Here is a 12935-nt window from a genome sequence, read left to right on the forward strand (position 1 = left end):
GTCCCATGGGTCCGGTTCACCGTCTCAGGCGGCTTGTTTTCAGGGGCCATGGCCCCCAGTTAGGCCGCCATCGCCGTTTCTTTTCCGGAGTCCGTCGTGCCCAAGATCGAGGTCTATTCGACCGGTTACTGCCCCTACTGCGTATCCGCCAAGAACCTGCTGAAATCCAAGGGACTGGAGTGGACCGAGGTGATGGTCGACACCGATCCGGCGCGCCGCGACGAAATGCTCCAGCGCAGCGGCGGCCGCCGCACGGTGCCGCAGATCTTCATCAACGACCAGCACGTCGGCGGCTTCGACGACCTGGTCGCCGCCGACCGCAGCGGCAAGCTGGCCCAGCTGCTGGGGAGCGCGGCATGAGCGCCCATGACAACGGTGCGGACAAGAGCAAGGACCGCGTGGCCGAGTTCACCGCGTTCCGCCAGCGCATGAACGAACGCATCCTGGCCGAGGACAACCAGGTCGTGCGCCGCTTCTTCGCCCTGGACACGCAGACCTACAAGCCTGGCGCCCTGGACGTCAAAACCAAGGAACTGCTCGGCCTGGTCGCCTCGATGGTGCTGCGCTGCGACGACTGCATCAGCTACCACGTGGCCCAGTGCAAGGAAGCCGGGGTCAGCCGCGAGGAATTCTTCGAGACCTTCAGCGTCGGCCTGGTGGTGGGCGGTTCCATCGTGATTCCTCACCTGCGCCGCGCGGTGGACTTCCTGGATCAGCTCGAAGCCGGCGCCTCCGGCTCCGGCGACGCCTGCGCCGACCACGCCTGATCCATCCGCCTGCCTGATCCGCCCCGCGGGCCCGGCCCCGCGCCGGGCTCGTCCGTGCGAGTTTGCGAAATGCTCCGTACGAGGATTTGCAACGCCGCGGCGGGCGCCCGCACTGGCCGCTCCTGCCGGCATCGGGGATAATTCATAGGATTTTTCGGCCGGCCTTCCCCCGCCGCGCCGCCCGATTTCTTTCCTCCAAGGAGTTCCCCCATGAGCAAGACCATCGCCGTAATCCCGGGTGACGGCATCGGCCCGGAGATCATGAAGGCGACGCTGCGCGTGCTCGACGCCCTGGACTGCGGCCTGTCCTACGAGTTCGTCGACGCCGGCATGGTGGCGCTGGAGAAGCACGGCGACCTGCTGCCCAAGGACACGCTGGACGCCATCGCCAGGCACAAGATCGCCCTGAAGGGCCCGTTGACCACGCCGATCGGCGGCGGCTTCACCTCGATCAACGTCACCCTGCGCCGCCACTTCGACCTGTACGCCAACGTGCGTCCGGCGATCAGCTTCCCGGGCACCAAGGCGCGCTTCGAGAACATCGACATCATCACGGTGCGCGAGAACACCGAAGGCGCCTACCTGTCCGAAGGCCAGACCCTGTCCGAAGACGGCGAGGTCGCCACCTCGATGGTGCGCAACACCCGCAAGGGCAGCACGCGCATCGTCAAGTACGCCTTCGAGATGGCGCGCCAGAAGGGCCGCAAGAAGATCACGGCCGTGCACAAGGCCAACATCATGAAGACCAGCTCGGGCCTGTTCCTCAATGTGGCCCGCGAAGTGGCCAAGGAATATCCCGACATCGAGTTCAACGAGATGATCGTGGACAACACCTGCATGCAGCTGGTGATGAGACCCGAGCAGTTCGACGTGATCGTCACCACCAACTTGTTCGGCGACATCCTGTCCGACCTGTGCGCCGGCCTGGTCGGCGGCCTGGGCCTGGCCCCGGGCGACAACATCGGCGCGGGCGCGGCGATTTTCGAGGCCGTGCACGGCTCGGCGCCGGACATCGCCGGCAAGGGCGTCGCCAACCCCTGCGCGCTGCTGCTGGCGGCGGCGGACATGCTCGACCACCTGGGCATGGCGGAGAAGGGCAACAAGGTGCGCGCGGCCATCCGCGACACCCTGACCAACGACCGCGACGCCGTCACCCCGGACCTGGGCGGCAAGGGCAACACCGACAGCTTCGGCGACGCCATCGTCAAGCGCGTCAAAGCGGCCTGAGTTTTCCGCCGTTTCACGAAAAAGCCGCGGCGTTCGCCGCGGCTTTTTTCTTTTCTGCCGTCATTCCGGCGCAGGCCGGAATCCAGTAACGATGCCGTACGATTATCGCGAAAGCGCTGGGTGGTTTTCCGCTTCTATTGCGGCGCTTTCACCACTGGATTCCGGCCTGCGCCGGCATGACGAGCCCTGCTCAGCCGAACATCCCCGGCTGGTAATCCCCGCCCGCCGTATGCGCCGCCAGGTTGATGCGGTTCCAGCTGTTGATCAGCGTGACCAGCAAGGTCAGGTCGACCAGCTCCTTCTCATTGAACAGCTGGCTGGTCTGCTGGTACAGCGCGTCCGGCACCGAGTCGCCGGGCACCAGGCGGGTCAGCGCCTCGGCCCAGGCCAGAGCCGCGCGTTCGCGTTCGCTGTAGCACGCCGCTTCGCGCCAGCCGGCCAGCAGGTACAGGCGCTGCTCGGTTTCGCCGGCGGCGCGCGCGTCCTTGGTGTGCATGTCCAGGCAGTAGCAGCAGCCGTTGATCTGCGAAACGCGGGTCAGCACCAGTTCGATCATGGCCGGCTCCAGGCCGCCGGACTTGAGGTTCTTGCTCAGCACGAACAGCGGCTGCAGCGACTTGAAGTGATGGGCGATATTGAAGCGGGACATGGCGGTTTCCTTGAAAGGGAACGGCCGCAATGGCCGCTCTTCAATGCAAGGACGCAGACGCCGCGCGTTTCGTGACCGCTTCCAGCCGCGCGAGTTTTTCCGGATGGCGGATCGAGTGAATCGCGGTGATCCGCTCGCCATCGCACTCCACCCACAGCGCGGAGGTGAGGCGGCCGCCGGTCCAGATCAGCAACGCCGGCGCGCCATTGAGCTGGCTCAGCTGGCGCACCGTTTCCGGGCCGCCGGAATGCAGCGCGATCTGGCGATACAGCCGCGCCACGCGATCCTGCCCGTACAGCGGACGCAGCACCGCGCGCACCACGCCGCCGCCGTCGGAGATATGCACGGCATCCTCAGCGAACAGCGCGCGCAGCGAATCGAGATCCGGGCGGTCCATCGCGGCGAGGAAGCGCTGCAGCATGCGCTGCTGCATCGAATGGTCCACGTTGAAGCGCGGGCGTCCTTCGCGCAGCCGCGTCTTCGCGCGATGCACGCGCTGGCGGCAGGCGTCCTCGGCGATGCCCAGGATGGCGGCGGCCTCGGCGTGGCTGTAGTCGAACACTTCCTTCAGCAGAAACGCCGCGCGTTCCTCGGGGCTGAGCCGTTCGAGCAGCAGCAGGAACGAAAGGCTCAGCGTCTCGGCGCGTTCGAGCTGTTCCGATGGCGCTTCGTCCATCGGTTCCAGCGGCTCGGGCAGCCAGGGGCCGGTGTAGTGCTCGCGCTCGGTCTTGGCGCGGCGCAGGCGGTCCAGGGCGAGGCGGGTGGTGACGGTGACCAGCCAGGCTTCCGGGTCGTCCAGGGTGGAGGTGTCCTGCTCGTGCCAGCGCAGCCAGGCGTCGTGCAGCACGTCTTCGGCATCGGCCGGGCGGCCGAGCATGCGGTAGGCCAGGCCGAACAGGCGCTGGCGATGCTGCTGGAACAAGGCGGTCTGCGGGTCCATTGGCGGTTCCTGAGCGTGGATGACAAGGCCAGGACGCGCCAGGCGGGCGGAACGTGACCGCCTCAGCGGAAGAACGGATACGGCGCCAGGAATACCAGCCAGATCATCAGCACGATGCCGATGTATTTCAGCACCCGGAACAGCCGGGGGCTGCGCTTCTTGAAGGCCCGGCTGCGTTCGCGCGAGCGCTGGTTGAGCGCGAACATGCGATTGACGAAGCCGGTCTTCTCCTCCGGCGATTCGGTATTGGGCGAGGCGGTGATCTTGCCCATGAAGGCGCCGACGCGGCGGTTGACCGCGGTCATCAGGCGCGTGCGCAGCGGGCGCTCGACGTCGGCGAACAGGATCACGCGGGTCTGGTCGGTGCGGTTCTCGGCCCAGTGCACGTAGGTTTCGTCGAACACCACGTCCTTGCCGTCGCCCCAGGCGTGGATCTCGCCGTCGACGAAGATGCGGCAGTCCTCGGAGTTGGGCGTGATGAGACCCAGGTGATAGCGCAGCGAACCGGCGAACGGATCGCGGTGCGGATTGAGCTTGCTGCCCGGCGGCAGCAGGGCGAACATCGCCGCCTTCACGCTGGGAATGGCGTTGAGCAGCTTCACCGTCTCCGGGCACAGCGCCTCGGCCGAGGCCAGCGGCTCGCCGTACCACTTCAGGTAAAAACGCTTCCAGCCCTGCTTGAAGAAGCTGTTGAAGCTGGCGTCGTTGTGCTTTTCCGCGGCGCGGATGAAGCCCTCGTCGAACAGGTGCATGGCTTCTTCGCGGATGACCTGCCAGTTCGCCTGCAGCAGGTCCAGCTGGGGGAAGCCGCGGCGGTCCAGGATCGGCCGCGCCGGCACCGCCGAGAAGGTGTACATCAGCAGGTTGTACGGCGCGAAGATCGCCGAATGGTCGACCAGCTGCCGGTCGAAGCGCAGGCGCGAGCGGCCGCGCAGATGCACCGCGAGCACGCACAGCGCGAACACGGCGAAGATGAGCAGCAGGATCAGGCGCGGAGCGAGGATCATGTCGTGGGCGGCGAAGGCGGAAAGACCAGCCGCCATTCTACTCCCAAGCCTGCCGCCGCCTTGAGGCTCAGTGCCGCAGCACCCGCACCGCGCCCTTGCCGGGGCGGTAGCCCTGGGCCAGCGCCCGCTGCACATAGGCCACCGCCTGGCGCACCGCGGCGCGCGGCGTGCGCCCCTTGGCCAGCTCCGCGGCGACCGCGGAGGCCAGCGTGCAGCCGGTGCCGTGGCCTTCCACGCGCAGGCGCGGGTGGCGCAGTTCCATCACGCCGGCGGCGTCGTAGAAACGGTCCACCACCTCGCCGCCGCGGGCGTGGCCGCCCTTGAGCAGCACGGCCTGCGCGCCCAGCGCGCGCAGGTCGCCGCCGGCGCGGTCGTAGTCGCGGGCGTTGCGGATGGAGTAGCCGAGCAGGGCTTCGGCTTCCGGCAGATTGGGCGTGAGCACGTCGGCCAGCGGGATCAGCTCGCGCACCACGGCCTGCACCGCGTCTTCCGTCAGCAGGCGCGCACCGCTGGTGGCGATCATCACCGGATCCACCACCAGCCATGCGGGCTGGCGTCGGCGCAATTCGCGCGCCACCAGCCGCACGATCGCGGCGTTGCCGAGCATGCCGGTCTTCACCGCGCCGATGGCGAAGTCGTCGAACACCGCATCGAGCTGGCTGCGGATATGCGCCAGCGGCACCGGATGCACGGCGCTGACCCCGCGCGTGTTCTGCGAGGTGATGGCAGCGATGGCGGAAAGGCCGTGCACGCCGCGCGCATGGAAGGCCTTGAGGTCGGCCTGGATGCCGGCGCCGCCGCCGGAGTCGGAGCCGGCGATGGTGAGGGCGATGGAGGGGGGATTCGTCGACACGTTTTTTTGCTCGTCATTCCGGCGCAGGCCGGAATCCAGTTACAGCAACGCTGGGTAAAGGTCGTTCCATTCAGGGTTTTCGCCTTCGATAAGGCGAATCTTCCACTGCCGCTTCCAGTTCTTCAGGGCTTTCTCGCGGAGGATGGCCGACTCCATGGTCTCGTGCAGTTCGTACCACACGAGATCATGGACGTCGTATTGCCTGGAGAAACCATCGACCACGCCATGTTTATGCTGCCATACGCGCTTCAGGAGGTCGCTGGTCACGCCTGTGTAGAGGGTGCCGTTGTGTCCGCTGGAGAGCATGTAGACGCAGGGTTGTCGCCTGTCCATGGCGTGGTCGCTACTGGATTCCGGCCTACGCCGGAATGACGGTGAAGGGGTGAGGTTGCTCTAATTCTACAAAGCCTCCGAGGCGAAATCCGCCAGCCGCGAACGCTCGCCGCGCCGCAAGGTGATATGCGCCGAATGTTCCCATCCCTTGAAGCGATCCACCGCGTAAGTCAGGCCGGAGGTCGTTTCGGTGAGGTAGGGCGTGTCGATCTGCTCCACGTTGCCCAGGCAGACGATCTTGGTGCCGGGGCCGGCGCGGGTGATCAGGGTTTTCATCTGCTTCGGCGTGAGGTTCTGCGCCTCGTCGATGATCAGGTAGCGCGACAGGAAGGTGCGGCCGCGCATGAAGTTCAGCGAGCGGATCTTGATGCGCGAGGCGAGCAGGTCGTTGGTGGCCTGGCGGCCCCAGCTGCCGCCTTCCTCGGGGTTGGCGAGCACTTCGAGGTTGTCGGTGAGCGCGCCCATCCACGGCGTCATCTTTTCTTCCTCGGTGCCGGGCAGGAAGCCGATGTCCTCGCCGACCGAGACCGTGGCGCGGGTCATGATGATCTCGCGGTAGCGCTGCTGGTCCATCACCTGGGCCAGGCCGGCGGCCAGCGCGAGCAAGGTCTTGCCGGTGCCGGCGGTGCCGAGCAGGGTGACGAAGTCGACGTCCGGATCCATCAGCACGTTGAGCGCGAAGTTCTGCTCGCGGTTGCGCGCCGCGATGCCCCATACGGCATGGTTGGCATGGCTGTGGTCGTCCAGCAGCACCAGGGTGGCTTCTTCCTCGTCGACGTGCAGCACGCGCAGCTCGACGCTGTTGTCGCCGGGCAGGAACAGGCACTGGTTCGGATGCCAGTCCTCGTCGTCGCGGCGCTTGACCTTGTAGAAGGTGCGGCCGCGCTCGTTCCACGACTGCACTTCGGGGTGGCGGTCCCAGAAGTCCTCGGTCAGTTCGGTGGAACCGGTGTAGAGCAGGGCGAAGTCGTCGAGCGCGCGGTCGTTCTCGTAGTCCTCCGCATCGATGCCGTAGATCTTGGCCTTGATGCGCAGGTTGATGTCCTTGCTGACCAGGATCACCGCGCGGTCGGGATTCTGGTCGCGCAGCTCGATCACCGCGGCCAGGATCAGGTTGTCGGCCTTGCCGTGGCCGTTGGTGGCGCGCTGCTGGAAATACAGCCGGCCCACCGTGTTGTTGCGTTTGAGCTTGATGCCCTGCGGGCTGCTCAATTCCAGCCCGTTGCTGATGCCGTGGCCATTGCCGCGCTCGATCAGCTCGTTGAGGAAGCGGCTGACCTGGCGGCCGTTGCGCGAGACTTCCGAGCCGCCTTTCTTCTTTTCGTCCAGCTCCTCCAGCACCGTCATGGGGATGAACACGTCGTGCTCCTCGAAGCGGAACAGCGACGTGGGATCGTGCAGCAGAACATTGGTATCGAGAGCGTAAATGCGCTTGCTTCCGGTCATACGGAAGTTGCCTCGCTGGCGTGCTGGTTGAGAAAACGCGGCATGCGGGATGCCGTGGGAATCCGGCCCCGCGGGCCGGAACATGCGCGTCCGTGCCGCCTGCGCGGTGAGCGCCGACGGAACGGAGCGGATAGGTCGGAAGGGTTCACTTGGCGGGGATGGCGTCGAGCACGGCTTGAGCGTGACCTGGGACTTTGACGTTGCGCCATTCCTGCACCAGCCTGCCTTCGGGATCGATCAGGAAGCTACTTCGTACGACACCCATGTGACGTTTTCCGTACAGCACCTTCTCGTGGATCACGTCGAAGGCCTGGCACCAGGTTTCCTCGGGGTCGGAAACCAGCGGGAACGGCAGCTCCTGCTTGGCGGCGAAGTTGGCGTGCGACTTCACCGAGTCGCGCGAGACGCCGATCACCTCGGCGTTGCGCTTGCGGAACTTCGGGTAGAGATCGCGGAAGTCCTTGGCTTCGTTGGTGCAGCCCGGCGTGCTGTCCTTGGGATAGAAGTACACCACCACCCATTGGCCCTTGAGGCTGTCGAGTTTCAGCTCGCCGCCGTCGCCGAGCGGGCCTTTGAGCTTGGGGGCTTTTTTGCCGAGGTCTGGCATGACTGCTCCTGCGAAGCCAGCACCTGGCTTCGTCTTGTGGTTTTAGTGGGGGAGTGAGGCTGGCGGCCGGTGGCCGGCACGGAGGGGAAGGCGGCGCGTCGTGCGATGGTGCTCGCTCGATCTGCGTACTGCATGCGCGCCGGCCCTCCGGTATTGCCTCTTCGGGGCCAAGACTAGCGCGCCTGCGGCGGCGGATGACAGCCCTTGCCAACCGCGGCGTGGCGGGGGCATGCTGGCTTTCCCTCGCGCTGGGGCCCGGAAGAAGTTTTTGGCGGCCCCGCTCTGGAATCCAGGCGCTTAGAACTTGACCGGATCCATGATGGCATCCAGGTTGAGGCCGTCGCAGAACTCCAGGAAGTCGTCGCGCAAGGCGGCGATGTGCGTGTCGGCGGGAATGCCCACGGTGATCTGCGCCTGGAACATCGCCGCGCCGGTCTGCATGGCCTGGTAGCGCATCGAGTGCAGCTGTTCCACCGCGATACCGTGGCGGTCGAAGAAATCGATGATGCGTACCAGGATGCCGGGACGGTCGGCCGAGATCACTTCCACCAGGTAGGGCAGCAGGCGCGAGGCCTGGCTGCGGCCGTCGGTGCGGTAGTGCATCAGGTGCACGTCTTCTTCGCGCGCGAACTTGGCCAGGGCGGACTCCAGCTTCGCCACCGCGTCCCAGGAGCCGGTGGCCAGCAGGGTCAGCGAGGTGTCCACGCCGATGGTCGACACGCGCGCGTCGGCCAGATTGCAGCCGGCATCGGCGATGCGGCGGGCCAGGTTCAGCAGGGGAGTGCGCGGCGACGGGGTCAGGGCCTGGATCAGCAGCTGGTGGTCGTTGCCGGTACGCGAGGAACGGTTCAAGGAGGTCGGCCTGTAGCGTGGACCCGCGCAGCGCGGGACGGCGGCGCAAGGCCCGGCGAGCTTACTTGTCGCCCCTCCGAGGTCGCAAGTAACATGCAGGGCTTGGCTTCTGGCCGGAGTATGTCTTGAAGATTCGTGGAAGCATCTGCGCCCTGGCGACCCCGTTCACGTCGGACGGCGCGCTGGATCTGGACGCCTTCGGGCGGCTGCTGGACTACCAGATCGCCGGCGGGACGCAGGCCGTGGTGGTGGCCGGTTCCACCGGCGAAGCCCACATGCTCGAGCACGACGAATACGAAACCCTGCTGGCCTTCGCGGTGAAACGCGTGGCCGGACGCATCCCGGTGCTCGCCGGCACCGGCGAGGCAGGTACGGCCAGGACCGTGGCGCTGACCCGCCGCGCGCGCGAACTGGGCGCGGACGTCGCGCTGGTGGTGGCGCCGTTCTACGTGCGCCCCACGCAGGAAGGCCTGCGCCGGCATTTCCTCGCGGTGGCCGAGCAGGGCGGGCTGCCGGTGATCCTCTACAACGTGCCCGGCCGCACCGGCTGCGACCTGCTGCCGGAGACGGTGGCCGCGCTGCGCGACCATCCGGCCATCGTCGGCATCAAGGAAGCGGTGGGCAGCGACGAGCGCATCCACGCCCTGGCGGAACTTGCGCGCGCCGATTTCGTCTACCTGTCCGGTGACGACCCCACCGCCGGCAAGGCCATGCTGGCCGGCGCGGCCGGCACCATCTCGGTGGTGGCCAACCTGGCGCCCAAGGCCTTCCGCGCGCTGTGCGACGCGGCGGCCGCGGGCGACGCGGCCGCCACCGCGCGCTGCGACGATGTCCTCGCCGCGCTGGTTCAGGCGTTGAACTGCGCTCCCAACCCGATCGCCGTGAAGGCCGGCCTGCCGGCGCTGGGGCTGGGTTCGGCGGTGCCGCGCCTGCCCCTGGTCGAACTGCAGGAAGGGCCGGAACGGGCGCGCATCGCCGAAGCGCTGGCGGCTCTGGCATCCTTGGCAAACGCGGCCTGACGGCCGCCCGATCTCTCAACGGAACTCCAATTCAATGAAGAAATCCCCGCTCCTCCTCGCCATGCCGGCCCTCGCCCTGTCCGCCTTGCTGCTTTCCGGTTGCGGCATGTTCCGCTCGGAGAAGGCCTGGGAGGCCGCCAAGCAGGAAACGCCGCTGGAGATCCCGCCGGGCCTGGATACGCCGTCGACCAGCGCCGCCCTGGTGATCCCGGAGCAGGGCGCCAACAACCCCACCTCCAACGGCGCCACGGCGCGCGTGGGCAAGGGCGGCGGCGTGATCGCCGACGGCTTCGTGCTCACCGACACGGTCGACAACGCCTACCGCCGCGTCGGCCAGGCGCTGGAGCAGGGCGACATCGGCCAGGTGCTGAGCCACGACGACGCCGGCCATGCCTACACGCTGAGCGTGGTGGCCTCGGCCACGCAGGGCAGCAAGCCGGGCTTCTTCCGCCGCATGTTCGGCGGCGGCAAGAAGGACGCCTCCGCCCCCGCGCCGGGCGCCGCGCCGCACCAGGTGCAGGTGGTGATCGGCCCCAGCGGCCAGAGCGCCAGCGAAGTGCGCGCGCAGGGCGATGCCGCCGCCGTGGCCAAGGTGGTGGATACGCTGAAGTCGCGCCTGGGCGGTAATTGATTCCGCGCCCCGGTTGCTCATTGAACGAAAAAGCCGCCCATCGGGCGGCTTTTTTATAGGGCGAAGTCCGAAGAAAAGATTCGGAACAGTCGGAAAATCAGCGCTGCAGTTGGTCCAGCTTGCCCGGCTTGTTTTCCCATTCCTTGGCGTCCGGCAGGCCGTCCTTGCGCTCGGTGATCACCGGCCAGGCCTTGGCCAGTTCTGCGTTGAGCGCCACGAAGGACTCCTGCCCGGCGGGCACGTCGTCTTCCGGATAGATGGCGTTGATCGGGCATTCCGGCTCGCACAAGGTGCAGTCGATGCACTCGTCCGGATCGATCACCAGGAAATTCGGGCCTTCGTGGAAGGCATCGACAGGGCAGACTTCGACGCAGTCGGTGTACTTGCACTTGATGCAGTTGTCGGTGACGACAAAGGTCATGCGATCGCGGGCCTGTGTATGCCGGATGGGCCTGTGCGGCCCGGAAGTGGCGCTCCCTACGAGGTTCGAACTCGTGTTCCCGCCTTGAGAGGGCGGTGTCCTAGGCCACTAGACGAAGGGAGCGAAAAGCACCGGAGCGCGCTAGTATAGCGAAATTGTTGCGGCCGGCAATGCCCTCCGTGACAGCTGTCTCATGCCCGAAGCCATGCGCAGCCACGGGTTCCGACCCGGCGCCAGCCTAGGCCCAAGGCCATGCGGCAACCCTTTCGCTGCAAGGATTCAAACCGCTTGAACTTGAAAGCAAGGAACGAGGCCACGCCATCGCTGCGCATCATTCCGCGCGAGCAGCACGTGATATCGCGCAAGAACATCAGCAAGGCCGCGCTGCGCGTGCTGTACCGCCTCCATGAAGCCGGCTACGACGCCTTCCTGGTCGGAGGCGCCGTGCGCGACCTCCTGCTCGGCGGCCATCCCAAGGACTTCGACGTGGCCACCAACGCCACGCCGGAAGACGTCAAGAAGCTGTTCCGCAACTGCCGCCTGATCGGCCGCCGTTTCCGCCTCGCCCACGTGGTGTACGGGCCGGAGATCATCGAGGTGGCCACCTTCCGCGGCACCGGCGAGGACGACGGCAACGAAGGCGGCGGCGACCGCCACATCGTCGACGGCCGCATCGTGCGCGACAACGTATGGGGCAGCATCGAGGAAGACGCGCTGCGCCGCGACTTCCGCGTCAACGCGCTGTACTACGACATCAGCGACTTCTCCGTGCGCGACTACGTCGGCGGCATGCAGGACGTGGAGAACCGCGTGCTGCACCTGATCGGCGACCCGGTCACGCGCTACCGCGAGGACCCGGTGCGCATGCTGCGCGCGGTGCGCCTGGCGGCCAAGCTCAACTTCCGCATCGACGCCGCGGCCGCCGCGCCGTTCGAGGAACTCGGCCCGCTGCTGCTGGATGCCTCGCCGGCGCGCCTGTTCGACGAATCGCTCAAGCTGTTCCTGAGCGGCCATGGCCTGAAGAGCTTCCGCATGCTGGAGAAGAGCGGCCTGCTGAAGTTCATGTTCCCGGCCACCGCGCGCTCGCTCAAGCGCGGTGACGAGGCCCTGCGCAAGCTGATCGAGGAAGGCCTCGGCAGCACCGATGCGCGCGTGGCCGAAGGCAAGTCGGTGACGCCGGCCTTTCTGTTCGCCGTGCTGCTGTGGGGCGAGGTGCGCGACCTGGCGCATGCGTGGATCGTCAAGGGCGTGGAAAGCGCCACGGCCTGGGGCCGCGCGGTGGCGCACGTGGTGTCGGAGCAGTGCCAGCGCGTGGCCATCCCGCGCCGCTTCACCATCACCATGGAAGAGATCTGGGCGCTGCAGCCGCGCTTCGAGCAGGTGCAGCGCAAGCGCGTGTTCCGCCTGATGGCGCATCCGCGCTTCCGCGCCGCGTTCGACTTCCTGCTGCTGCGCGCCACCGAATCCCAGGCGATCGACCAGCTGGGCCAGTGGTGGGCGCATGCCCAGCAGCTGTCGCACGAGACGCTGGCCGCCGCGCTGTCCGGCACCGGCGCCGACGTGCCGTCGGCGGGCGATGCCGAGCCCGCGCCGGCGAGCAAGCCGCGCAAGCGGCGGCGCCGCAAGCCGGGTGGCAAATCCGGCGGCAAATCGGGCGCGGCGTGAGCACCGCCTATGTGGCGCTGGGCAGCAATCTGGGCGATTCCCGGCGCTACCTGAGCGAAGCCATCGAAGCGATGGCGCAGTTGCCCTCGACGCGGGTGACCGCGCGTTCGCGCCTGTACCGCACGCCGCCGTGGGGCATGCTGGAGCAGCCGCCGTTCTTCAACGCCGCCGTGCAGCTGGATACCGGGCTGAGTGCGGACGAGCTGCTGGACGCCCTGCTGGCGATCGAGCGCGCCGCCGGCCGCGTCCGCGAGGGCGAGCGCTGGGGACCGCGCACGCTGGACCTGGACCTGCTGCACATGGACGGCGTGCGCCGCGACGGCGAACGCCTGACCCTGCCGCACCCGCGCATCGCCGAACGCGCCTTCGTGCTGCTGCCGCTGGCGGACCTGGCGCCGGAACTGGAGCTGCCGGGGCAGGGCAAGGTGGGCGCGCTGCTCGCCGCGCTCGATCGCAGCGGCTGTGAAGTGCTGCCTTGAGCCTTTTGTGCAATGCGGCGGATAATCCGCTTCTTACCC

General features: G+C 67.4%; 16 protein-coding genes and 1 tRNA gene. 7 read left to right on the forward strand and 10 right to left on the reverse strand.

All coding sequences use genetic code 11. From position 1 onward, the window contains the following. Positions 1 to 96 precede the first annotated feature (96 nt). From grxC to FHW84_RS08555, 3 genes are all read left to right on the forward strand, one after another. Positions 97 to 360, forward strand: a complete 264-nt coding sequence (gene grxC / locus FHW84_RS08545; RefSeq protein WP_167254389.1) for a glutaredoxin 3 — start codon at positions 97 to 99, stop codon at positions 358 to 360. Then, the gene (locus FHW84_RS08550) at positions 357 to 767 is read left to right on the forward strand and encodes a carboxymuconolactone decarboxylase family protein (protein WP_167254391.1); all 411 of its coding nucleotides are present in this window, start codon (positions 357 to 359) and stop codon (positions 765 to 767) included. Before grxC ends, FHW84_RS08550 begins: the two co-directional genes overlap by 4 nt. A 210-nt stretch (positions 768 to 977) precedes the next feature. Beyond that, the gene (locus tag FHW84_RS08555; RefSeq protein ID WP_167254393.1) at positions 978 to 1994 is read left to right on the forward strand and encodes an isocitrate dehydrogenase; all 1017 of its coding nucleotides are present in this window, start codon (positions 978 to 980) and stop codon (positions 1992 to 1994) included. A gap of 190 nt (positions 1995 to 2184) precedes the next feature. On the opposite strand, the gene FHW84_RS08560 is transcribed toward FHW84_RS08555, so the two are convergent. The 8 genes from FHW84_RS08560 to FHW84_RS08595 form a co-directional block, all read right to left on the reverse strand. Then, positions 2185 to 2643, reverse strand: coding sequence for a carboxymuconolactone decarboxylase family protein (locus tag FHW84_RS08560; RefSeq protein WP_167254395.1), 459 nt, complete (start codon positions 2641 to 2643; stop codon positions 2185 to 2187). Between the two features lie 40 nt (positions 2644 to 2683). Further along, positions 2684 to 3583 carry an RNA polymerase sigma factor SigJ gene (gene sigJ / locus FHW84_RS08565; protein ID WP_167254397.1) on the reverse strand — a complete coding sequence of 300 codons (900 nt, stop codon included), beginning with the start codon at positions 3581 to 3583 and terminating at the stop codon, positions 2684 to 2686. Positions 3584 to 3645: 62 nt separating this feature from the next. Continuing rightward, positions 3646 to 4572, reverse strand: a complete 927-nt coding sequence (locus tag FHW84_RS08570) for an aspartyl/asparaginyl beta-hydroxylase domain-containing protein (protein ID WP_279589716.1) — start codon at positions 4570 to 4572, stop codon at positions 3646 to 3648. A gap of 85 nt (positions 4573 to 4657) precedes the next feature. Next, a complete protein-coding gene (thiD, locus tag FHW84_RS08575) occupies positions 4658 to 5443 on the reverse strand; it encodes a bifunctional hydroxymethylpyrimidine kinase/phosphomethylpyrimidine kinase (RefSeq protein WP_167254399.1) in 786 nt (261 codons plus the stop codon). Between the two features lie 39 nt (positions 5444 to 5482). Beyond that, on the reverse strand, positions 5483 to 5776 hold the full coding sequence (locus FHW84_RS08580; RefSeq protein WP_167254401.1) for a GIY-YIG nuclease family protein: 294 nt from the start codon (positions 5774 to 5776) through the stop codon (positions 5483 to 5485). 66 nt (positions 5777 to 5842) lie between these two features. Next, positions 5843 to 7222, reverse strand: a complete 1380-nt coding sequence (locus tag FHW84_RS08585; protein WP_167254403.1) for a PhoH family protein — start codon at positions 7220 to 7222, stop codon at positions 5843 to 5845. Positions 7223 to 7367: 145 nt separating this feature from the next. After that, entirely contained in the window at positions 7368 to 7829 is a 462-nt protein-coding gene (locus FHW84_RS08590; protein ID WP_167254405.1) for a peroxiredoxin, read from the reverse strand. A gap of 297 nt (positions 7830 to 8126) precedes the next feature. Beyond that, positions 8127 to 8681: a glycine cleavage system protein R gene (locus FHW84_RS08595; RefSeq protein ID WP_243868001.1), complete on the reverse strand. Its 555-nt coding sequence runs from the start codon at positions 8679 to 8681 to the stop codon at positions 8127 to 8129. Positions 8682 to 8806: 125 nt separating this feature from the next. Here FHW84_RS08595 and dapA point away from each other — a divergent pair, with 125 nt between their 5' ends. Next, the gene (dapA, locus tag FHW84_RS08600) at positions 8807 to 9700 is read left to right on the forward strand and encodes a 4-hydroxy-tetrahydrodipicolinate synthase (protein ID WP_167254407.1); all 894 of its coding nucleotides are present in this window, start codon (positions 8807 to 8809) and stop codon (positions 9698 to 9700) included. Between the two features lie 34 nt (positions 9701 to 9734). Beyond that, positions 9735 to 10331 carry a hypothetical protein gene (locus FHW84_RS08605; RefSeq protein WP_167254409.1) on the forward strand — a complete coding sequence of 199 codons (597 nt, stop codon included), beginning with the start codon at positions 9735 to 9737 and terminating at the stop codon, positions 10329 to 10331. A gap of 97 nt (positions 10332 to 10428) precedes the next feature. On the opposite strand, the gene fdxA is transcribed toward FHW84_RS08605, so the two are convergent. Beyond that, a complete protein-coding gene (gene fdxA, locus FHW84_RS08610) occupies positions 10429 to 10752 on the reverse strand; it encodes a ferredoxin FdxA (protein WP_167254411.1) in 324 nt (107 codons plus the stop codon). A gap of 47 nt (positions 10753 to 10799) precedes the next feature. Further along, positions 10800 to 10875: transfer RNA gene (locus FHW84_RS08615), tRNA-Glu, on the reverse strand. Positions 10876 to 11040: 165 nt separating this feature from the next. On the opposite strand from FHW84_RS08615, the gene pcnB reads away from it, so the two are divergent. Then, positions 11041 to 12417 (forward strand): polynucleotide adenylyltransferase PcnB, encoded by a 1377-nt coding sequence (pcnB, locus tag FHW84_RS08620; RefSeq protein WP_167254413.1) that lies wholly within the window; start codon positions 11041 to 11043, stop codon positions 12415 to 12417. Then, complete coding sequence (gene folK / locus FHW84_RS08625) at positions 12414 to 12896, forward strand: 2-amino-4-hydroxy-6-hydroxymethyldihydropteridine diphosphokinase (protein WP_167254415.1); 483 nt, start codon at positions 12414 to 12416, stop codon at positions 12894 to 12896. Before pcnB ends, folK begins: the two co-directional genes overlap by 4 nt. Positions 12897 to 12935: the final 39 nt, after the last annotated feature.

The organism is Dyella sp. SG562 (genome assembly GCF_011759495.1).
In the GTDB taxonomy this organism is placed as follows: domain Bacteria; phylum Pseudomonadota; class Gammaproteobacteria; order Xanthomonadales; family Rhodanobacteraceae; genus Dyella_D; species Dyella_D marensis.

Excerpts from the sequence above, each read along its gene's own strand:
- FHW84_RS08550 (WP_167254391.1), top strand. The coding sequence starts at position 357 with ATGAGCGCCCATGACAACGGTGCGGACAAGAGCAAGGACCGCGTGGCC.
- FHW84_RS08555 (WP_167254393.1), top strand. The coding sequence starts at position 978 with ATGAGCAAGACCATCGCCGTAATCCCGGGTGACGGCATCGGCCCGGAG.
- FHW84_RS08560 (WP_167254395.1), bottom strand. The coding sequence starts at position 2,643 with ATGTCCCGCTTCAATATCGCCCATCACTTCAAGTCGCTGCAGCCGCTG.
- sigJ (WP_167254397.1), bottom strand. The coding sequence starts at position 3,583 with ATGGACCCGCAGACCGCCTTGTTCCAGCAGCATCGCCAGCGCCTGTTC.
- FHW84_RS08580 (WP_167254401.1), bottom strand. The coding sequence starts at position 5,776 with ATGGACAGGCGACAACCCTGCGTCTACATGCTCTCCAGCGGACACAAC.
- FHW84_RS08585 (WP_167254403.1), bottom strand. The coding sequence starts at position 7,222 with ATGACCGGAAGCAAGCGCATTTACGCTCTCGATACCAATGTTCTGCTG.
- FHW84_RS08590 (WP_167254405.1), bottom strand. The coding sequence starts at position 7,829 with ATGCCAGACCTCGGCAAAAAAGCCCCCAAGCTCAAAGGCCCGCTCGGC.
- FHW84_RS08605 (WP_167254409.1), top strand. The coding sequence starts at position 9,735 with ATGAAGAAATCCCCGCTCCTCCTCGCCATGCCGGCCCTCGCCCTGTCC.
- fdxA (WP_167254411.1), bottom strand. The coding sequence starts at position 10,752 with ATGACCTTTGTCGTCACCGACAACTGCATCAAGTGCAAGTACACCGAC.